The 21134-nt window shown below is 60.7% G+C and carries 13 protein-coding genes; 5 read left to right on the forward strand and 8 right to left on the reverse strand.

Features of this window, described 5'->3' with window-relative positions; all coding sequences use genetic code 11:
* Positions 1 to 10 precede the first annotated feature (10 nt).
* Positions 11 to 1708, reverse strand: coding sequence for a glutamine--tRNA ligase/YqeY domain fusion protein (locus tag L4G42_RS00865; protein WP_237254635.1), 1698 nt, complete (start codon positions 1706 to 1708; stop codon positions 11 to 13).
* 272 nt (positions 1709 to 1980) lie between these two features.
* Here L4G42_RS00865 and L4G42_RS00870 point away from each other — a divergent pair, with 272 nt between their 5' ends.
* Both L4G42_RS00870 and L4G42_RS00875 read left to right on the forward strand, forming a co-directional pair.
* The gene (locus tag L4G42_RS00870; RefSeq protein ID WP_237254636.1) at positions 1981 to 2484 is read left to right on the forward strand and encodes a peptidylprolyl isomerase; all 504 of its coding nucleotides are present in this window, start codon (positions 1981 to 1983) and stop codon (positions 2482 to 2484) included.
* Positions 2481 to 3233 (forward strand): UDP-2,3-diacylglucosamine diphosphatase, encoded by a 753-nt coding sequence (locus L4G42_RS00875; protein WP_237259116.1) that lies wholly within the window; start codon positions 2481 to 2483, stop codon positions 3231 to 3233. Before L4G42_RS00870 ends, L4G42_RS00875 begins: the two co-directional genes overlap by 4 nt.
* 176 nt (positions 3234 to 3409) lie before the next feature.
* Here L4G42_RS00875 and L4G42_RS00880 read toward each other — a convergent pair whose 3' ends face one another.
* The 5 genes from L4G42_RS00880 to L4G42_RS00900 form a co-directional block, all read right to left on the reverse strand.
* Positions 3410 to 4942, reverse strand: a complete 1533-nt coding sequence (locus L4G42_RS00880) for a DHA2 family efflux MFS transporter permease subunit (RefSeq protein WP_133773439.1) — start codon at positions 4940 to 4942, stop codon at positions 3410 to 3412.
* A gap of 71 nt (positions 4943 to 5013) precedes the next feature.
* A complete protein-coding gene (locus tag L4G42_RS00885; protein WP_237259117.1) occupies positions 5014 to 6303 on the reverse strand; it encodes an HlyD/EmrA/EmrK family protein in 1290 nt (429 codons plus the stop codon).
* A gap of 10 nt (positions 6304 to 6313) precedes the next feature.
* Entirely contained in the window at positions 6314 to 7810 is a 1497-nt protein-coding gene (locus L4G42_RS00890) for an efflux transporter outer membrane subunit (protein ID WP_237254639.1), read from the reverse strand.
* Positions 7807 to 8280: a MarR family winged helix-turn-helix transcriptional regulator gene (locus tag L4G42_RS00895; protein WP_237254640.1), complete on the reverse strand. Its 474-nt coding sequence runs from the start codon at positions 8278 to 8280 to the stop codon at positions 7807 to 7809. Before L4G42_RS00895 ends, L4G42_RS00890 begins: the two co-directional genes overlap by 4 nt.
* A 286-nt stretch (positions 8281 to 8566) precedes the next feature.
* Positions 8567 to 9175 (reverse strand): MiaE family protein, encoded by a 609-nt coding sequence (locus tag L4G42_RS00900; RefSeq protein ID WP_237259191.1) that lies wholly within the window; start codon positions 9173 to 9175, stop codon positions 8567 to 8569.
* A 251-nt stretch (positions 9176 to 9426) separates the two neighbouring features.
* On the opposite strand from L4G42_RS00900, the gene ampC reads away from it, so the two are divergent.
* On the forward strand, positions 9427 to 10596 hold the full coding sequence (gene ampC, locus L4G42_RS00905) for a class C beta-lactamase (protein ID WP_237254641.1): 1170 nt from the start codon (positions 9427 to 9429) through the stop codon (positions 10594 to 10596).
* Here ampC and L4G42_RS00910 read toward each other — a convergent pair whose 3' ends face one another.
* Complete coding sequence (locus tag L4G42_RS00910; RefSeq protein WP_237254642.1) at positions 10597 to 11076, reverse strand: DUF1289 domain-containing protein; 480 nt, start codon at positions 11074 to 11076, stop codon at positions 10597 to 10599.
* A 411-nt stretch (positions 11077 to 11487) separates the two neighbouring features.
* Here L4G42_RS00910 and acnB point away from each other — a divergent pair, with 411 nt between their 5' ends.
* Positions 11488 to 14097 (forward strand): bifunctional aconitate hydratase 2/2-methylisocitrate dehydratase, encoded by a 2610-nt coding sequence (gene acnB, locus L4G42_RS00915; protein ID WP_237254643.1) that lies wholly within the window; start codon positions 11488 to 11490, stop codon positions 14095 to 14097.
* 648 nt (positions 14098 to 14745) lie between these two features.
* Positions 14746 to 15249, forward strand: coding sequence for a GNAT family N-acetyltransferase (locus L4G42_RS00920; protein WP_419789323.1), 504 nt, complete (start codon positions 14746 to 14748; stop codon positions 15247 to 15249).
* Positions 15250 to 15820: 571 nt separating this feature from the next.
* Here the strand turns inward: L4G42_RS00920 and L4G42_RS00925 are convergent.
* On the reverse strand, positions 15821 to 20677 hold the full coding sequence (locus tag L4G42_RS00925; protein WP_237254645.1) for an NAD-glutamate dehydrogenase: 4857 nt from the start codon (positions 20675 to 20677) through the stop codon (positions 15821 to 15823).
* Positions 20678 to 21134: the final 457 nt, after the last annotated feature.

Raw genomic sequence — 21134 nt, forward strand, 5'->3', positions numbered from 1 at the left:
ATTGCCTACCTTAGCTCCACGAATCGCGGAGCGTCACAGTCCGGTTAAAGACCGGATGACCGGGTTTCGAGTCCTTCAGATCCGCGCTGAAATAGCCTTCGCGTTCGAACTGGAAACGGTCTTCCGGCTGAGCGTCAGCCAACGACGGTTCAGCGCGACAACCGGTCAGGACCTGCAAGGAGCCTGGGTTGATGTTGTCCAGGAAGGTCTTGCCCTCTTCTGCTTTCTCAGGGTTTGCCGACAGGAACAGACGGTCGTAGAGACGTACTTCGCACTCGATGCTTTCCGCCGCCGGCACCCAGTGAACAACGCCTTTGACCTTGCGGCCTTCAGGGTTCTTGCCCAGGGTTTCCGGGTCGTATGAGCAGCGCAGCTCGACGATATTGCCGTCGGCGTCCTTGATCGCTTCGTCGGCGCGAATCACGTAGCTGCCACGCAGGCGCACTTCGCCGTTCGGTTCCAGACGCTTGTAGCCCTTTGGCGGCTCTTCCATGAAGTCGTCGCGGTCGATGTAGATCTCGCGGGAGAACGGCAGCTTGCGCACGCCGAGCTCTTCTTTCTGCGGATGGCGCGGCAGTTCGAGGTGGTCGACCTGGCCTTCCGGGTAATTGGTGATCACGACTTTCAGCGGGCGCAGGACGCACATGGCGCGTGGGGCGTTGTGGTCCAGGTCCTGACGGATGCTGAATTCCAGCATGCCGAAATCGACCACGCCGTCGGAACGGTTGGTGCCGATCATTTCGCAGAAATTGCGGATGGATGCCGGGGTGTAACCGCGACGGCGGAAGCCCGACAGCGTCGACATGCGCGGATCGTCCCAGCCATGCACGTGCTTTTCATCGACCAGCTGCTTGAGCTTGCGCTTGCTGGTGATGGTGTAGTTCAGGTTCAGGCGCGAGAACTCGTACTGGCGCGGTTTGCACGGCACCGGCAGGTTATCCAGGAACCACTCGTAGAGCGGGCGATGGCTCTCGAACTCCAGGGTGCAAATCGAATGGGTGATGCCTTCGATGGCGTCCGACTGACCGTGGGTGAAATCGTAGATCGGGTAGATGCACCACGTGTCACCGGTCTGGTGGTGGTGGGCGTGACGAATGCGGTAGAGGATCGGATCGCGCAGGTTCATGTTCGGCGAAGCCATGTCGATCTTGGCGCGCAGGACACGGGCGCCGTCTTCGAACTCGCCGGCTTTCATGCGGCTGAACAGGTCGAGGTTTTCTTCGACGCCGCGATCGCGGAACGGGCTGTTCTTGCCCGGTTCGGTCAGGGTGCCGCGGTATTCACGAGCCTGCTCGGGGGTCAGGTCATCGACGTAGGCCTTGCCCGTCTCGATCAGATGCACCGCCCAGGCGTACAGCTGGTCGAAGTACTGCGAGGCATAACGCACTTCGCCGGACCACTCGAAGCCCAGCCATTTGACGTCGTTTTCGATGGCGTCGATGTATTCCTGATCTTCCTTCGCCGGGTTGGTGTCGTCGAAGCGCAGATGCGTGACGCCGCCAAATTCCTGAGCCAGACCAAAGTTGACGCAGATCGACTTGGCATGACCGATGTGCAGGTAGCCGTTTGGCTCCGGCGGGAAGCGGGTCACGATCTGGGTGTGCTTGCCCGAGTCCAGGTCAGCCTGCACGATCGGGCGCAGGAAGTTGGCTGGAATTGCAGGGCCTGCCTTGGAGTTCGCAGCGGCATCTTGAGTGGGCTTGCTCATAGGATCCTTGTACGGGTCGCGGCCAGGAAGGCCGGTTAAATCAAAGCGCCTATCATAGCCGAAGCTGTCAAGCCCCTGACAGCGCGCTGTGACAAAACTGCCGAGATGGGCGTGCGCTCGACACCAACGGCTGGCTCAATCGCAACTACCCGTGCAACGGCTACCCTCTGTAAACTGCCCGCCTGGGGTGAATGAGCGGTACTGGCCTCGCATCCCGATGGCCGACTGCCGCGATCACTGCCTCCCACCAAGACTTCGAAGAGCGAGCTGACATGTCGAAAGTAAAGCTGACCACCAACCATGGTGAAATCGTTCTGCAACTTAACGCAGAAAAGGCGCCGCTCACCGTCGCCAACTTCATCGAATACGTCAAAGCCGGCCACTACGAAAACACGGTGTTTCACCGCGTGATCGGCAATTTCATGATCCAGGGCGGCGGCTTCGAGCCGGGCATGAAGGAGAAGAAAGACAAGCGCCCGAGCATCCAGAACGAAGCCGACAACGGCCTGCCGAACAAGAAGTATTCGGTGTCCATGGCCCGCACCATGGAGCCCCATTCGGCCTCGGCGCAGTTCTTCATCAACGTCGCCGACAACGATTTTCTCAACCACAGCGCCAAGACCGTGCAGGGCTGGGGTTATGCCGTATTCGCTGAAGTGGTTGAAGGCACTGACGTGGTCGACAAGATCAAGGGCGTCGCCACTACGTCCAAGGCCGGTCATCAAGACGTGCCGGCTGACGACGTGATCATCGAAAAAGCCGAGATCATTGAGTGATATTGCTGATCTCCGATCTGCACCTGGAAGAAGGACGCCCGGACATTACCCGGGCGTTTCTCGGTCTGCTGAACGGGCGCGCGCGCGCGGCTGAATCGCTGTACATCCTTGGGGACTTTTTCGAGGCCTGGATCGGCGATGACGCCATGTCGCCCTTTCAGCGCTCGATCTGCCAGGCCCTGCGCGGTTTAAGCGACAGCGGCACGCGGGTGTTTCTGATGCATGGCAATCGCGACTTCATGATCGGCCAGGCGTTTTGCAAAGCGGCGGGCTGCACGCTGCTCAAGGACCCGAGCGTCGTGAATTTCAACGGCGAACCGGTGCTGCTGATGCACGGCGACAGCCTGTGTACGCGGGACGAAGCCTACATGCGCATGCGCCGTTACCTGCGCAACCCGCTGATGCTGTGGGTCCTGCGGCATCTGCCGTTGAGCACGCGACACAAGCTGGCGCGCAAGCTACGCAGCGAAAGCCGTGCGCAAACGCGGATGAAGGCCAACGACATTGTCGATGTGACGCCGGAAGAAGTGCCGCGGGTGATGAACGAGTCTGGCGTGAAGACGCTGATTCATGGTCACACCCACCGCCCTGCGGTTCACGAGCTGCACCTGGGTGAAACAAAGGCTCAGCGCATTGTGCTGGGGGATTGGGACCGCGAGGGGTGGTTGCTTCAGATCGATGAACGGGGCTTTCATCTGGAGTCGTTTGCGTTCGAACCAGAGTCAGGTTTGGCGACACGTCAGGACTGAATGTCAATGATCGCCATACACTGAACGTGTAGGAGCGCGCTTGCCCGCGAATGTGTTGGTCCAGACGCTGTTGTGCCAAATGACACACCGCGATCGCGGGCAAGCGCGCTCCTACATTGAATCTTCGTCGCCTGCCAGTTCGGGTCCGGCCGAGGGTTGGAAAGAGTGGCAGGAACTCAATGCCCTCCCCCAGGCGCCGCCTTCGCCGTAAACGGTGGCTTAGCCAGCCAGATGATCAGGATCAGCGACAGGAACACCCAGCCCATCATGTAGAAGTAGTCCACCGTGGACATCATGTACGCCTGACTGGTGACCATCGAATCGAGCTGCGCGTAAGCCTGATTGCTCGCCCCGCCCAGGGTCTCCAGCGCATGCCGCGTCGTCGGCTCGTAGGCGTTCACGCTTTCGCTCAGATAGGCGTGGTGCTGATCGGCGCGGCGGATCCAGATCCAGGTGGTCAATGACGCCGCGAAGCTGCCGCCCAGGTTGCGCAAGAACGTCGCCAGCCCGGACCCATCGGCAATCTGCGACGGCGGCAGGTCGGAGAGCAGGATGCTCAAGGTCGGCATGAAGAACAGCGCAATGCCCGCCCCCATGAACAGCTGCACCAGCGCGATGTGCTCGAAATCCACCTGACTGGTGAAACTTGCCCGCATGAAGCAACTCAGGCCAATGCCCAGAAACGCGAGACCGGCGAGCAGGCGCAAGTCGAACTTATGCGCATAACGTCCCACGAAGGGCGACATCAACACCGGCAGCACCCCGAGTGGCGCCACCGCCAGCCCCGCGTAGGTCGCCGTGTAACCCATCTGCGTTTGCAGCCACTGGGGCAGAATCAGGTTGATCCCGAAGAACCCCGCGTAGCCCGCCACCAGACAGATCGTCCCGTAGCGAAAGTTGCGAAACGCAAACAGCCGCAGGTTGACCACCGGGTGATCATCAGTCATTTCCCAGATGACAAATGCCGCCAGGCCAATCGCCGAAATCACCGAGCCGATAATGATGAAGTTCGACTCGAACCAGTCCAGGTCATTGCCTTTGTCGAGCACGATCTGCAACGCGCCTACGCCGATGATCAGCGTGATAAGCCCCACGTAATCCATGGGCTGGCGACTGGTGCTGACCGGCCGGGTAGCCATCTGCTGACGCACGACGAACGCCGCGAACAGCCCGATCGGCACGTTGATGAAAAAGATCCACGGCCAGCTGTAACTGTCGGTGATCCAGCCGCCGAGAATCGGCCCGGCAATCGGCGCTACAACCGTCACCATCGCCAGCAATGCCAATGCCATCCCCCGTTTCGCAGGAGGATAAACGGCGATCAGCAGCGTTTGCGTCATCGGGTACAACGGCCCGGCAACCATGCCCTGCAACACCCTAAAGCCCACCAGCTCAGGCATCGAGGTGGAAATGCCGCAGAGAAACGAGGCGGTCACGAACAGCAACGTCGCCCACAGAAACAGCTTCACCTCGCCAAAGCGCCGACTGAGCCAGCCGGTCAGCGGCAGCGCGATGGCGTTGCTGACCGCGAACGAGGTGATGACCCACGTGCCCTGCTCCGAGCTCACGCCGAGGTTGCCGGAGATGGTCGGCAAGGCCACGTTGGCGATAGTCGTGTCGAGCACTTGCATGAAAGTCGCCAGCGACAGGCCGATGGTGGTCAGCAACAGGCTTGGCGGCGTAAAAGAAGCGGGAGCGTTAGTACTCATCGCGAATCCTTTGACACTCGAAGATCACCCCGGCCGGCAGATACACGCCGGGGCAGATATGGATTGGCGAATCAGCGCTGGGCTGTCTTGCCGCTGGTTGACGCGCTGTTCTCGTGGATAACACGGGCAATCATCGTGTCGGCATCGGCCAGTTGCTTGGCGTAGACATCGGTGGTGAACAAAGGCTGCTTCGGCGGTTGTTGTGCCAGCACCGGACCGCTCTGGTCGTGCAGGTTCACGTCAACGGTGGTCGACAGGCCGATGCGCAGCGGATGCTTGGCCAGCTCGTCGGCGTTGATGTGAATCCGCACCGGAATACGCTGGACGATCTTGATCCAGTTACCGGTGGCGTTCTGTGCGGGCAGCAATGCGAACGCACTGCCGGTACCGGCGCCGACGCTGTCCACGGTGCCGCTGTATTTGACGTCGCCGCCGTACAGGTCCGCTTCGATGTCCACCGGCTGGCCGATGCGCACCTGGCCGAGCTGGGTTTCCTTGAAGTTAGCGTCGATCCACAGCTGGTCGAGGGGAATCACCGCCATCAGCGCAGTGCCCGGCTGAACCCGCTGGCCCAGTTGCACGGTGCGCTTGGCGACGTAACCGGTGACCGGCGCGATCAGCGTGCTGCGCGCATTGCTCAGGTAGGCCTGACGCAGTTGCGCGGCCGCCGATTTGACGTCCGGGTGCGAGGACACCTGGGTGTCGTCCACCAACGCGGTGCTGGTTGCCAGCTGCTGCTGGATGTTGGTCAACGCGTTCTGCGCGGTGGTCAGGTCATCCTTGGCGTGGGACAGCTCTTCCTGGGAAATCGCCCCGCCCGCCGCCAGACTGCGACGACGGTTGTAGTTGTCCTGTGCTCTCTGCACTTCGGCGCGCTGGGCCGCCAGTTGCGCTTTCATGCCGTCGACGTTGCTGTACAGACCGCGCACCTGACGCACGACTTTTGCCAGATTGGCTTCGGCACTTTGCAGCGCCACTTCGGCGTCATTGGGGTCGAACTGCACCAGCACCTGACCTTCGCGGACCAGATCGCCGTCGTCGGCGCCAATGCTCACCACGGTGCCGGTGACTTGCGGGGTGATCTCCACGACGTTGCCGTTTACATAGGCATCGTCGGTGCTTTCGCTCCAGCGACCGTACATCTCGTACCAGGCCCAGACGCCAATCACGCCGAGCACCACGACCAGCAGCAGGCCGAGCAACAGCAGCTTGCGCTTGCGCGGGTTCTTGGTCGGTTTGGTCTGCTCGGCGCCCTTCTCGGCTGGTTTGCCGGCTGGATTGTCAGCGCCCTTGTCAGGCGCCGAGGCGTTGACGTCCTTTTGTTCGTTTGCAGCGTTGTTGTCGGTAGTGGCAGTGGCCATGACGATTACCTTAATGAGTCAGCGAAGCAGTTGACGGGACGACCGGGGCGGCGTTTTCGCCGGGCTTGCTTTCTTCGAAGCCTCCCCCGAGGGCCTGCATCAACTGGATCGAAAGATCGATTCGTTCCGCGTTGAGATCAGCCTGTTGGCGTTGCGATTGCAGCAGTTGTTGCTCGACGCTCAGCACGTCCAGGTAATTACCGATGCCGGATGAGTAGCGCTGAACGACGGTGTCGTAGGATTTCTGAATCACGTCGGTCGCCTGCTGGCGCGCCTCGATCTGTCGGCGGATGTCGCGCAACTGACCGATGCCATCGCTGACATCACCCAGCGCCCGGACCAGCGTCTTGTTGTACTGCGCCACGGCGAGGTCATAGTCGGCGTCCCGAGCGTCGAGGTCGGCACGGCGACGGCCACCGTCGAAGATCGGCAGCGACACCGTCGGCGCAACGTTGAAGAAGCGACTGGCCGAGCCGAACATCGCATCACCCAACAGCGACTCCACCCCTGCCGACGCACTCAGGTTGAGATTCGGGTAGAAGTTGGTCTTGCTGACGTCGATGTTTTTGCTCGCCGCCTCAACCCGCCAGCGCGCGGCCACCAGGTCCGGGCGACGGCCCAGCAGTTCAGCGGGCACCACCGAAGGCAGGGCCACGACGGCGGGTTGCAGCACCGCCGGCCGGCTCAGCTGTTCGCCGCGGTCCGGGCCTTTGCCCATCAGCACGGCCAACTGAATACGGGCGCTGCGCAGGTTCTTTTCCGCGTCCGCCAGCGATTCGCGGGAGTTGGCTTCAAGGCTCTGGGTCTGCTCGTACTGGTACTCGCTGTCGATGCCCGACTTGAAGCGCCGCGCACCCAGGTCCAGCAATTGACGGGTGCGCTTGAGGTCGTCGGCCGCCAGGTCGCGGACGATGAAGGCCTGGCCCAGGTCGCTGTAGGCGCGGGCGACGTCGGCGGCGAGGGTCAGTTGCGCCGCTTGCTGATCGACTTCGCTGGCACGGGCCTGGCCCAATGCCGCTTCCCAGGCAGCCCGCTGGCCGCCCCACAGATCGAAGTTGTAATTGAAGCCGGCGCTCAGGCTGCGCAAGGTGCTGTAGCGCCCGCCCGCCCCGGTCGGGTCCTGGTCACGCGCCAGGCGCGAGCGGCTGACGCTGGCGTCGGCATCCACGGTGGGCATGCGTTCGGCGTCGGCGGCATACGCCTGCGCTGTCGCCTGATGGGTGCGGGCCGCAGCGATCTGCATGTCCGGGCTGTCGCGCAGCGCTTCGGTGATCAGGCTGTTGAGCTGCAGATCGCCAAGGCTGGTCCACCAGTCGCGCTTCGGCCAGGCCGCCGGCGACAGGGTGATACCGTTGAGGCTTTGCGCGGTCTGCAGACTGTTGGCATCGATGCCGACGGCTTCGGTTTTCAGGCCTTTGGAGCTGGCGCAACCGGCCAGCACCAGTGCCACGAATATCAGGCTCAGGGACGTGCGCAGGGTCGAACCCCGCTGAATGTGAGTGCTCATTGTTCGGCGATCCGGGCAATCGTGATGGGGTCGCCCGAGGCAACCAGAATTTTCGTCAGAATCTTTTCCAGGGCCAGCAGTTCGCTGTCTTCCAGCACCCCGACCATCTCGTTCATCGCGTGTGCGCCGATTTCCGGCAACAGGTCGGAGAGCGCTTTGCCTTCATCGGTCAGCACCAGTTGCACCTGACGTCGATCGGATTCCGAGCGCGCGCGGGACAACAGATTTTTCTGCTCCAGACGGTCGAGCATGCGGGTCATCGAACCGCTGTCGAGGTTCAACATGCGGCAAATGTCAGCCGGGGTCTCGGCGCAGAAACGCGCGATCATCACCAGCACTTTGAACTGCTGCGCGGTAACGCCTTGGGGCTCGAGATGCCGGTCGAGGATGCGGTTTTTCAGCTGCTCAGTTCGGCCCAGCAACATGCCCAGGAAACTGTCGTGAAAATTTTCGGGAGTGAAATGTGCCATTGATAGCCACCCATTATCTGCTTAGGCAGTGAATGGGGTGCATCTTACTGCCTAGGCAGTAAACACACAATGAAACAATATTTAAGGTGCGCGAATTCGGACGAACGTGGTTCGCCGAGCAAAAGAACGGATTTTTAGCGATGTTTTTTGATGAGAGTGTTGGTCGCCCTGTCGGAGCCGGCTTGCTGGCGAATGCGATCGGCCAGGCGCTCACCTATTGAGTGGCAGATCCGGTTCGCCAGCAAGCCGGCTCCTACGGTCGGGGCTCGGCTTGTCAGAGAGGGATTTAGAGCGCCGGCACACCGCTGTGAAAGCGGAAGTCTTCGTCCGGGCTCAGGATCAGCTCGCGCTCGGCCAGGCGGATTTCCTCGATCTTGGCGTCGACGTCCGCCGCGGTGCCGTAGGTGTAGGCGAGCTTCAGGTAATCCTGAAAATGCCGGGCTTCGGACTTGAGCAGGCTGGCGTAGAACTTCGACAGGTCTTCGTCCAGATGCGGCACCAGCGCAGCGAAGCGTTCGCACGAGCGCGCTTCAACGATGGCGCCGACAACCAGCGCATCGGTCAGGCGATACGGGTTGTGGGTGCGCACGAGTTTGCGCAGCGACCCGGCATAGCGTGCCGAACTGATGTTGGCCATCGGGATGTTGCGTTTCTTGATGATGCCGATCACTTGCTCGAAGTGACGCAGCTCTTCGCGCGCCAGCCGCGACATCTTGGCCAGCAGGTCGAACTTGTCGTTGTACTGGAACATGAACTGAAACGCCGCACCGGCGGCCTTCTTTTCATTGTTGGCGTGATCGATCAGCAGGATATCCAGATTCTGCAAGGCGGCCTGAACCCAACTGTCGGGCGTGGGGCAAAGCAGGAAGTCGTCGATTTCTGGATAAATCTGCATGGGGTCACGGATGGCTGGCTGGGCAAGGCGCAGCATTATACGGGCCCCGATGCAGAGAGCCAGCATGTCGCCGAGTAAAACTTGGCCTCCATCCCCTCGCATCAATCCAGCAACGCAACGGGTTGCGAAGTCAGGGACCTCAAAATCAGCCAGAAGCGAGCCCTCCTACAACACTTTAGGACGCAACTCGCTATAGGTCAGCGGCGACAGCAAGGATAATGCGCGCCTTTGACAAGCTCCGGAGACACGCCATGCTCTTGCGTCAAAACACCAGCCTTAGAGTGACCGCCGCCCTGCTCACCTGCTTGATGGCCCCGGTGAGTCAAGCTGCCGATGATAAGCACCTCAGGATACAAACTGTCGTGGAATCGGCAGTGCGCCCGGTCCTTGAAAAATTCGCCATCCCGGGGATGTCCGTCGGCGTAGTGGTGGCGGGAACCCCCCATTTCTTCAATTTCGGAATAGCGTCGAAAGACACTGGCCAGCCTGTCAGCGAGCAAACCCTGTTCGAACTGGGCTCCATCAGCAAGACCTTCACCGCCACCGCCGCCACTTACGCTCAACTCAGCGGCCAACTATCCCTTGCGGACAAGACCCGCAAATACCTGCCTGGCCTGGACAATCGCCCGTTCGGAAACGTCACGCTGCTAAGCCTTGGCACTCACACGCCGGGCGGGCTGCCACTGCAGGTGCCGGATAACATCCGCGACGAGCAGCAATTAATGGATTATTTCCAGGCCTGGCAACCCACTTGCGATCAAGGAACATGCCGCACTTACGCCAATCCGGGTATCGGCATGTTGGGTCTGATCACCGCCAAAGCAGCAGGCGTGGATTTCCCGACACTGATGGAGCAGCAGCTGTTTCCTGCGTTGGGTCTGGAAAACAGCTATATCCAGGTGCCTGAAGCGAAATTTCCACTTTACGCCCAGGGTTACACCGTTGAAGACAAGCCTGCGCGCATGGCAACCGCCGTGCTATCGGCAGAAGCGTACGGGATCAAGTCCAGTGCTGCCGACCTTACCCGTTTCATGCAGGCGAATATGCAACAAGTAAAAATCGATCAGAGGCTTCAACAAGCGATCACGGATACCCATACCGGCTATTTCCTGGCGGGTGGCATGATTCAGGATCTGATCTGGGAGCAATATCCCATGCCCGTCAGCCTGGCCGCGCTGCAGGCAGGTAACGCAGCTGACATGATCTACAACGCCACACCTGTGACGGCAATCGAGCCGCCGCAACCACCGCGAGCGGATGTATGGATCAACAAGACAGGGGGCACCAGGGGGTTCGGGAGCTACATTGCGTTCATCCCGCAGAAACAGCTCGGTATTGTCATACTGGCGAACAAGAACTACCCCAACGCCGCACGTGTTGACGCGGCCTACCAGATTCTGACCGCGCTCGCCGATGACTGATCAAGGCGTGGCTGGCTGCAAGGCGTCCTTCAGAAAGCCGGGGGCGATGTAGCGTTCGTAGTGCGCTTCGGACAGCAGGAAGAATTCCCGATCAATGGCATCGCGTAGTTCAGGCAGCGACCAGTCGCGAAATTCCGGCAGCAGCACCATGCCGTAGGCGTCCAGCTGGTTGATCACCCGCGCGCCGCGGGCAATCAACTGGTACGCCCAGCAATATTCGGACTGGTGCGGGACGAAACGAATTTTGCGTTGCTCCAGTTGCGACCGCAGCTTTGCCGGATCGAATACCTCGACCTTCCCCGCCATCACCTGCACCAGCAGCTGTTCCAGGCGCAGCCAGACAGCGCGCTTCGCGTCTTCGTCGTAGCCGTTCCAGTGAATCACTTCGTGGTGGAAGCGCTTGCATCCCCGGCACACGAGGTCGCCGTAGACAGTGGAGCACAGGCCCACGCAGGGCGTTTTGATGATTTGATTGGGCATGGCAAAGCAACACGACGGCGAAAGAAACAAGCCGGCATGTTAGCCCTTTGTCTAACGAGGTACACCCTCCAACCTGTAGGGGCTAACTTACCTTCAGCGGTTTTTTACCGTAGAATCACCGGGCCTTTTAAGGCGCCAATGTCCGTTGGAAGCTGTTTTCAAAGCGTCACGAGCACAGTCAGGGCCTTTTACTCTCGTAGAGAGCCCAACCCGCAGTCCGGTTTAACGCAGGTTCGCCCTGCGTTCCCCTCCCAAACCGTTCGATGCAGGCGTAAAACTTTGAAAACAGCTTCTGTTGGAGATCGTCAGCTTCCTGCCAAGAAACTTTAAAAAGTTCGAGCGCGCCGATGCGGACCTTCTCTGGATGAGCGTCCCGGACACCCATTTGGGACCACTGATGAGGGTAATACTGTGCTTGAAGCCTACCGTAAACACATCGAAGAGCGTGCCGCCCTGGGTATCGTGCCCCAGCCGCTTAACGCCGAACAAACCGCAGGCCTGGTCGAGCTGCTGAAAAACCCACCGGCTGGCGAAGAAGCTTTCCTGCTTGACCTGATCACCAATCGCGTTCCACCGGGCGTTGACGAAGCTGCCTACGTCAAAGCCGGTTTCCTGTCCGCTCTGGCCAAGGGCGAAGTCACCTCCCCTCTGCTGGACCGTAAACACGCTGTACAGCTGCTCGGCACCATGCAGGGCGGTTACAACATCGTGACCATGGTCGACCTGCTCGACGACGCTGCACTGGGCCAGGTCGCTGCCGACCAACTCAAGCACACCCTGCTGATGTTCGACGCTTTCCACGACGTCGCTGAAAAAGCCAAAAACGGTAATGCAATCGCCCAAGGCGTTCTGCAGTCCTGGGCTGACGGCGAGTGGTTCCGCAAGCGTCCGACCCTGGCCGAGAAGATCAGCCTGCGCGTCTTTAAAGTCACCGGCGAAACCAACACCGACGACTTGTCGCCTGCACCTGATGCCTGGTCGCGTCCAGACATCCCGCTGCACGCCCTCGCCATGTTGAAGATGGCTAGGGAAGGCATCGTGCCTGACGTTCAGGGCTCCATCGGCCCGATGAAACAGATCGAAGAAATGCGCGGCCAGGGTTTCCCTATCGCCTACGTTGGCGACGTGGTCGGCACCGGTTCTTCGCGCAAGTCGGCGACCAACTCGGTGCTGTGGTTCTTCGGCGACGACGTCCCGAACGTACCGAACAAGCGCGCTGGCGGTTTCTGCTTCGGCACCAAGATTGCCCCGATCTTCTACAACACAATGGAAGATGCCGGCGCTCTGCCAATCGAATTCGATGTCTCGAACATCAACATGGGCGACGTGATCGACGTCTACCCGTACGCTGGCAAAGTCTGCAAGCACGACAGCGAAGACGTCATCACCACCTTCGAACTGAAGACCCCGGTGCTGCTCGACGAAGTCCGTGCGGGCGGTCGTATCCCTCTGATTATCGGCCGTGGCCTGACCGACAAGGCGCGCGCCGAGCTGGGTCTTGGCCCAACCGACCTGTTCAAGCTGCCTGAAGCCCCTGTCGACACCGGCAAAGGTTTCACCCTGGCGCAGAAGATGGTGGGCAAGGCATGCGGTCTGCCGGAAGGCAAAGGTGTGCGTCCCGGCACCTACTGCGAACCGAAGATGACCACCGTTGGCTCCCAGGACACTACCGGTCCAATGACCCGTGATGAACTGAAAGACCTGGCGTGCCTGGGCTTCTCCACCGATCTGGTGATGCAGTCGTTCTGCCACACCGCGGCGTATCCAAAGCCGATCGACGTAACCACGCACCACACGCTGCCTGACTTCATCATGACCCGCGGCGGCGTTTCCCTGCGTCCGGGCGATGGCATCATCCACAGCTGGCTGAACCGCATGCTGCTGCCGGACACCGTCGGTACCGGTGGCGACTCGCACACCCGTTTCCCGATGGGGATTTCGTTCCCGGCCGGTTCCGGTCTGGTGGCGTTTGCCGCGGCCACTGGCGTGATGCCACTGGACATGCCGGAGTCGATCCTGGTCCGCTTCAAGGGCGAGATGCAACCGGGCATCACCCTGCGCGACCTGGTTCACGCGATTCCTTACTTCGCGATCCAGAAGGGTTTGCTGACCGTCGAGAAGAAGGGCAAGAAAAACGCCTTCTCGGGTCGCATCCTGGAAATCGAAGGCCTGGATAACCTGAGCATCGAGCAGGCATTCGAACTGTCCGACGCCTCGGCCGAGCGTTCAGCCGCAGGTTGCACGATCAAGCTGTCGAAAGAGTCGATCACCGAATACCTGAACTCGAACATCACCCTGCTGCGCTGGATGATCGAACAGGGTTACGGCGATCCGCGCACCCTGGAACGTCGTGCTCAAGCGATGGAAGCCTGGGTGGCCAATCCGGAACTCATGGTTGCGGACGCTGATGCCGAATACGAAGAAATCATCGAGATCGATCTGGCCGACATCAAAGAGCCTGTGCTCTGCGCGCCAAACGACCCGGACGACGCGCGTCTGCTGTCCAGCGTTGCCGGCGAGAAGATCGACGAAGTGTTCATCGGTTCGTGCATGACCAACATCGGTCACTTCCGTGCTGCGGGCAAGTTGCTGGATCAGGTCAAGGGTCAGCTTCCTACGCGTCTGTGGCTGTCGCCGCCGACCAAGATGGATGCTCATCAACTGACCGAAGAAGGCTACTACGGCATCTACGGCAAGGCTGGCGCGCGCATGGAAATGCCGGGCTGTTCGTTGTGCATGGGTAACCAGGCACGTGTGGAGCCGAATTCGACGGTGGTGTCGACGTCGACCCGTAACTTCCCGAACCGTTTGGGTGATGGGGCGAACGTGTATCTGGCGTCGGCTGAGTTGGCGTCTGTGGCGTCGATTCTGGGTCGTCTGCCGACGGTCGAGGAGTATATGGAGTACGCGGGCAAGATCGACAGCATGGCTGCCGATGTTTACCGCTACTTGAGCTTCGATCAGATCGCGGAATTCCGTGAGGCTGCAGCGAACGCTAATATTCCGGTTATTCAGGCTTAATAGCTGAGACCGTGTTGAGAGAACCCCGCTTCGGCGGGGTTTTTTTGTTCTGTGTTTTTAAGATCAAGAGCGTCTGCCTAAGGGCAGACCGTTTCGCCTTCGGCGAGTTACTTGGAAAAGCACCCCAAGTGACCAAGGGTGCCTGCTCCTGGTTAGGTCCCTCCTCCGTCGGGATACCCTCTCTCCGACGACGCTCCGTGGGCCCGCGCCGAACGGACATCCATGTCCTGACGGCGCTCTCGCCGCATCCATGCGGCTCGACCCACTGCGCGTCGTCTACGTTCGGCCTGCACCAAACTCGCATTTGGCGGTGACGGGACTTTTTGCGTAGAAAGATCAAAAGCAGATCAAGGGCTTCCCGGCTGAAGCCGGTCCTACTGACGGGACGCGGTATCGCTGGCTGAATAAATTCCTTTGTAGGAGCGCGCTTGCCCGCGAACGCGGTGGGTCGACTGCATTTCAATCCTCTGACACCCCGGGTTCGCTGGCGAGCCCTGCACTCGATCATTGGGCTTGCGGCTGATCGTGACCTGATCGTTCCCACGCTCTGCGTGGGCACGCATACCGCGACGCTCCGCGTCGCCGTAGCCACACCAGCAATTTGCCGCTTAGACTGTCCCCTCTTTCTGTTTTCAAAGGATGAATCCAGTGAATGTTGCTGTCGATCAGGTTGTGATCCATCGTTTTTCCGAGGCCCATATCGAGGGTGTCACTGCGTTGTATAACGACCCCGCGGTGTGTCGTCAGGTACTTCAGATGCCGTATCAGTCCGCTGATGTCTGGCGCAAACGGCTGGCGGGGGCGGATGACCGGTCTGTGAAGCTCGTCGCTTTGCATCAGGGTCAGGTGATCGGCAACATTGGTCTGGAGCAATACGCGCGCATTCGCCAACGCCATGTCGGCGCCATAGGCATGGGCGTGGCGGCGGCGTGGCAGGGCAAAGGGGTTGGTTCGAGACTCATGGCTGCGGTGCTCGAAGTCGCGGACAACTGGATGAACCTGCACCGGGTTGAACTCACCGTTTTCTCCGACAACGAAGCCGCCATGGCGCTGTACCGCAAATTCGGCTTCGAAACCGAAGGCCGCCTGCGGGACTACGCCATACGCGACGGCGTCCTCGTCGACGCCATCAACATGGCGCGACTGAAATAACCGCTCAGCCCTTTGGAAAATCGACGCAGAGCGTCTCGGGATGCATGCCCACGCGGAGCGTGGGAACGATCAAGCGTTGAACCGCAAGATTGATGGTGCCCAAACCTGCCCCTTCCCGGCTAAAGCCGGTCCTACAAGGGCATCGCGTGCATTCAGTGGCACCGGTGGCAACCCCTGTAGGACCGGCTTCAGCCGGGAAGCTGTAGATCTTCCTTGCTGTTGATCTGCTTTTGATCTTCATACGCAAAAATTCCAGTCACCGCCAAAAGCGACTTGGGTGCAGGCTGAACGCAGGTCTCGCTCCGTGGGTCGAGCGGCATGGATGCCGCGAGAGCCGCCGCCCGCCATGGATGGCGGATGTCGGCGGGCCCACGGAGCGGGACCGGAGTGAAGGAACCCTGACGAAGGAAGGGCCAAACCAGGAGCACAAGCCCTTGGTTACTTGGGGCTTTATCAAGTAACTCGCCGAAGGCGAAACAGTCTGCCCCCAGGCAGACGCTCTTGATCTTTCAAAAACAAAAAAGCCCCGCGTTTCTCAACGCGGGGCTTCCGATTACAGACGACTAAACCATCAAACCACAGCCGTCTGCCCACTCATCGCCAGATCCAGCAACTCACGGTTAGCGACCGCATACATCGCATAATCGTTACCACTCGCCGCACGCAACTCCACCAACATTGCGCGCCAGCGCTCGACCATCGGCAAATGCTGCTCCAGCCACAGACTCAAACGCTCCTCCACATCCGCAGGACCATTCGCCATCTGCAACACAGACACCGTAATCGCCCGCTGCTGCCAATCGATATCATCACGGAACGCCTCACGGGCCAGCGCCTGCCAATTATTCTCCACCGGCAACGCACTGATCTGCTGCAGATACCACGTCACGTCCAGCGAACTGCCCACCGCGAAATACACCTTCGCTACGTCCGCTGCATTCTGACCGGTGACGTCAGACGCCTCGATGATCGGCAACAGCGTATACAAATGGCTCGTACCCGCCACCATCCGCGCCAGCAACTCCGGCACGCCGGCCGCAACGTACTCTTGATAACGCGTCTGCCAGACCTCACGGGTCGGGCCTTCCAGCAACTCGTCCAGCTTCAGACCCAGCGCCGCGATGTGCGGACCGAAATGCGCCACATCACGGGCCGCATCCAGCTCGTTGCGACGGCTGCGCAGGAACCAGCGCGTCGCGCGACGGCCCAGACGCATCAGCTCATCCATCAACGTCAGCTGAATCTCGGCAGGGACCTTGTAGTCCAGCGCCTCGATCTGACGGAACCAGTGTGGGAGATGGAAAATGTCACGCACGATCACGTAAGCACCAGCCACGTTAGACGCTGTCATGCCAGTCGACTCTTTGAGTCGCTGCACGAACGTGATGCCCATGTGGTTGACCAGATCGTTGGCGATCTGCGTGCTGACGATTTCGCGCTTCAGACGGTGACGACGCATCGACTCGGAGAACTTCGCGCCCAGTGACGGCGGGAACGCCGTTTCCATGTCGCGCGCCAAGTAGTCGTCGTCCGGAACGCGGGATTCCAGCAGCGCTTCCTTGAGGTCGATCTTGCTGTAGGAAATCAGCACCGACAGCTCGGCCCGGGTCAGCCCCTTCTTCTCGGCGATGCGCTCGGCCAGTTGATCTTCCGCCGGCAGGAACTCGATGGCACGGTCCAGCTTGCCGCGCGCTTCCAGGTCGCTCATCAGGCGCTTGTACTCGGCGATGCGCTCGTAGGCACGGCGCTCCGCCAGGGACAGGGCCTGGGTCTGCTTGTAGTTGTTGCCGAGGACGAGGTTGCCCACTTCGTCGGTCATGCTTTCGAGCAGCAGGTTGCGCTGCTTCTCGGTCATGTCGCCGGCCTGGACCACTTCGTTCAGCAGGATCTTGATGTTCACTTCATGGTCGGAGCAGTCCACACCACCGGCGTTGTCGATGAAGTCGGTGTTGGTCGCGCCGCCCATCAGGCCGAATTCGACGCGGCCCAGCTGGGTCATGCCCAGGTTGCCGCCCTCGCCCACCACTTTGCAGCGCAGCTGATTACCGTTGACGCGCAGTGCATCGTTGGCTTTGTCGCCGACGTCCGCGTGGGATTCGGTGCTGGCCTTGACGTAGGTGCCGATGCCGCCGTTCCACAGCAGATCCACCGGCGCCTTGAGCAGCGCGTGCATCAGTTCGGTCGGGGTCAGCTTGTCGGCGGTGATGTCGAAGCGCGCTTTCATCTGCGGGGTGATCGCGATGCTTTTTGCGCTGCGCGGGAAGATACCGCCGCCTTCGGACATCAGGCTGGCGTCGTAGTCGGTCCACGCCGAACGCGGCAGGTCGAACAGACGCTGACGCTCGACGAAGCTGCTCGCCGGGTCCGGATTCGGGTCGATGAAGATATGCAGGTGGTTGAAGGCCGCGACCAGTTGCAGCTTGTCGGACATCAACAGGCCATTACCGAACACGTCACCGGCCATGTCGCCGACGCCGATCACGCTGATGCTGTCCTGCTGCACGTTGATGCCGCGCTCGCGGAAGTGGCGCTGCACACCGACCCACGCGCCCTTCGCGGTGATGCCCATTTTCTTGTGGTCGTAACCCGCCGAGCCGCCGGAAGCGAAGGCGTCGCCGAGCCAGAAACCGTAGTCGATGGCGATGCCATTGGCGATGTCGGAAAAGGTCGCGGTGCCTTTGTCGGCGGCGACGACCAGGTACGGGTCATCGTCGTCGTGGCGCACGACGTTGGCCGGCGGCACCAGTGCGCCTTCTTTCAGGTTGTCAGTGATGTCCAGCAGACCGGAGATGAAGAGGCGGTAGCAGGCGATCGCTTCGGCCTGAATCTCGTCGCGGGTCCCGGTGGTCGGCAGACGACGGGGCAGGAAGCCGCCCTTGGCACCAACCGGCACAATAACCGAGTTCTTCACCTGCTGGGCTTTGACCAGACCCAGCACTTCGGTGCGGAAGTCTTCTTCACGGTCGGACCAGCGCAGGCCGCCACGGGCCACGTTGCCAAAGCGCAAGTGAACGCCTTCGACGCGCGGCGAGTAGACGAAGATTTCGAACTTCGGCACCGGCTTTGGCAGCTCGGGGATCAGGCGCGGGTTGAACTTGAAGCTGAAGTAGCTCTTGCTCTGGCCGTTGGCGTCGGTCTGGTAGAAGTTGGTGCGCATGGTCGCCTTGATCAGGTCAAGGTAGCGACGCAGGATGCGGTCTTCGTTGAGCACTTGCACGCCGTCCAGCGCGGTCAGAATCGCCTGCTCCAGACGCTGCTGCATGTCGTCGAGGTCGCCGCCGCTGAGCTTGCGCGCCAGATAGAAGCGGGTCTTGAACAGACGCGTCAGCTCCCGGGCGATGTCGGCGTGGTTGTTCAGCGTGCTGGCGATGTAACCCAGGTCGAAGCCCAGACGGATCTGCTTCAGGTAACGCGCGTAGGCACGCAGCAAGGCCACGTCGCGCCACGGCAAACCGGCCGTCAGCACCAGACGGTTGAAGGCATCGTTCTCGGCCTCACCACGAACGATGTGGACGAAAGCGTCCTGCAGCGTGTCGTTGAGCTGTTGCAGGTCCAGGTTCAGACCTTCGCCGTACGTGAACGCAAAATCGTGAATCCAGAACTCGCGGCCGTTGGTGTGGCGCAGGCGATACGGGAATTCACCGAGTACGCGCAAGCCGAGGTTTTCCAGAATCGGCAGGACGTCGGACAGCGCCAGCGGCGTGTCAGCGTGGTACAGCTTGCAGTGCAGCTGCGCCTTGTCGCCCGACAGCGGCTGATAAAAGCTCATCACCAGCGGATTGGCTTCGGACAGGCTCAGCACGTGTTGCATGTCGACCACGGCAGAGTGCGCGGCGAAACGCTCGCGGTAGCCTGCCGGGAAACCTTTCGGGAAGTCGGCCAGGACATTGGTGCCCTGGGCTTCGCCGAAGCTTTCGATGACCAGACTGGCGTAGTCGTCTTTCCACGAACGGCAGGCCTGGATGACTTCGTTTTCCAGTTGCTGCGGGTCGATGTCGAGGGTGACTTTCGGGTCCACACGCAGGATCAGCTGCACGCGCGCCAGTACCGACTCTGAGAAGAAGGTCCAGAACTCGCAGTCAGTGGCTTTCAGGCGATCCATCAGTACTTGCTGGATCTTCTGACGGACTTCGGTGGAATAGACGTCGCGCGGCACATAGGCCAGGCAGTAGCAGAAGCGGCCGTACGGGTCTTTGCGCAGGAACACGCGGATCTTGTTGCGCTCCTGGATCTGCACGATCGACATGACGGTGGTGAAGAGTTCGTCCACCGGGGTCTGGAACAGGTCGTCGCGCGGCAGCACTTCAACCACCTGCGCCAGTTCCTTGCCCAGGTGCGCCTTGGCGTCGAACCCGGAACGGCGTTCGACTTCGGCGACCTTGCGGCGGATGTACGGAATGGCGCGCACGCTTTCGCCATACACCGACGAGGTGTACAGGCCCATGAAGCGCGATTCCTTGATGACGTTGCCGTCGGCGTCGATCTGGCGGATCGACACGTAGTCCGGATACGCCGGGCGATGCACGCGGCTCGGGTGCGCGGCCTTGGCGAACGACAGCAGGGTGGGCTCCTGCAGGTAGTTCACTGCGTAGCCTTCGATGTGCAGGTCGTCGGCGGTGAGCCCTGCGCGCAGCAGTTTGGTCAGGCCGAGGAAGGACGACGGGTCGTAATTGAGCTGACCGCCCTCGCCTTCGTTGCTGACGGTGAATTCTTCATAGCCAAGGAAGGTGAAGTGGTTGTTGACCAGCCATTCGAGGAACACCTTGACCTCGGACTTCTCCTCCGGGTCAATGTTGTATGCCGTGGCGTCGATGCCGGCCAGCAGCTCGTGGAGCTTGGCTTTCATCGGCTCGAAGTCTTCAACCGCGACGCGGACTTCGCCCAGCACCTGCTCCAGTTCGCGGGCGAGCACGTTCAGCTCGGCGGCATTGGCGCAACGGTCGATCTCCAGGTACATCAACGATTCTTGCAGCACGCCGTCGCCGCTGGTGCCTTTCGGCAGCAGTTCGAGCAGCTGGCCTTTCTCGTCGCGACGCACGCTGAGCACGGTGGTCTGAAGCGTGTGGATGCTGTAGCCGCGGCGGTTCAGTTCGGTACGCACCGAGTCGACCAGGAACGGCAGGTCGTGGTGCAGCACTTCGACGGCGGTGTGGGTGGACTGCCAGCCGTGGCGTTCGTAATCGGGGTTGTAGACGCGCACTTGGGGCGTGCCGTGCTCGAAGCGTTCGAGCAGGCGCCAGGCCGAGAGGGTGCAACCGGCCAGGTCAGAGAGTCTGCGCTGGGTGAGTTCGTCGAGGGAGATGATGCCGAAGAATTGGTCGGCGAACAGCGCCACTTGTGGCAGAGCCTGTTCGCTGATGTGCTGAGCCAGTGCCGCTCGCAGTTGGTGCTGGAAGTCGGACTTGCTGGCTGCGGTGAAGAACGCCATCTGTGGTACTCCGATTGGCTTGAGCTTTTATATAGGAGAGATGCGTGTGTCGGTTCGAGCTTGTGCGTTTGTCAGGTTTGCGTCTGGTCGATGATAGTCAGCATAACGTGACAGGGGGGCGTCGCGTTTCGCGTCGCCTGTTTTACTAACGCTTTTGGTGTGTGTGCCGTCACATTTGTTCGGCTCGAGTGCAGCTTAACGAGTGGCGCCCTGAATCTGCTTGCGATGCTGCGACATATTCGGACATCGGGTTGCGCTTGAGAGGCTCTGCCTAACGGCAGAGGGTTTCGCCTTCGGCGAGTTACTTTTAAAAAGCACTAAAAGTAACCAAAAGTGCCTGCTCTCGGTTTGGCCCTTCCTTCGTCAGGGTTCCTTCACTCCGGTCTCGCTCCGTGGGCCCGCGCCGAACGGACATCCATGTCCTGACGGCGCTCTCGCCGCATCCCTGCGGCTCGGC

It is taken from the genome of Pseudomonas petrae (assembly GCF_021728295.1).
Lineage (GTDB): Bacteria > Pseudomonadota > Gammaproteobacteria > Pseudomonadales > Pseudomonadaceae > Aquipseudomonas > Aquipseudomonas petrae.

What these genes read in the sequence shown, in the direction of transcription:
- L4G42_RS00865 (WP_237254635.1), bottom strand. Translation starts at nt 1,708, where the DNA reads ATGAGCAAGCCCACTCAAGATGCCGCTGCGAACTCCAAGGCAGGCCCT.
- L4G42_RS00870 (WP_237254636.1), top strand. Translation starts at nt 1,981, where the DNA reads ATGTCGAAAGTAAAGCTGACCACCAACCATGGTGAAATCGTTCTGCAA.
- L4G42_RS00880 (WP_133773439.1), bottom strand. Translation starts at nt 4,942, where the DNA reads ATGAGTACTAACGCTCCCGCTTCTTTTACGCCGCCAAGCCTGTTGCTG.
- L4G42_RS00885 (WP_237259117.1), bottom strand. Translation starts at nt 6,303, where the DNA reads ATGGCCACTGCCACTACCGACAACAACGCTGCAAACGAACAAAAGGAC.
- L4G42_RS00890 (WP_237254639.1), bottom strand. Translation starts at nt 7,810, where the DNA reads ATGAGCACTCACATTCAGCGGGGTTCGACCCTGCGCACGTCCCTGAGC.
- L4G42_RS00895 (WP_237254640.1), bottom strand. Translation starts at nt 8,280, where the DNA reads ATGGCACATTTCACTCCCGAAAATTTTCACGACAGTTTCCTGGGCATG.
- L4G42_RS00900 (WP_237259191.1), bottom strand. Translation starts at nt 9,175, where the DNA reads ATGCAGATTTATCCAGAAATCGACGACTTCCTGCTTTGCCCCACGCCC.
- ampC (WP_237254641.1), top strand. Translation starts at nt 9,427, where the DNA reads ATGCTCTTGCGTCAAAACACCAGCCTTAGAGTGACCGCCGCCCTGCTC.
- L4G42_RS00910 (WP_237254642.1), bottom strand. Translation starts at nt 11,076, where the DNA reads ATGCCCAATCAAATCATCAAAACGCCCTGCGTGGGCCTGTGCTCCACT.
- L4G42_RS00925 (WP_237254645.1), bottom strand. Translation starts at nt 20,677, where the DNA reads ATGGCGTTCTTCACCGCAGCCAGCAAGTCCGACTTCCAGCACCAACTG.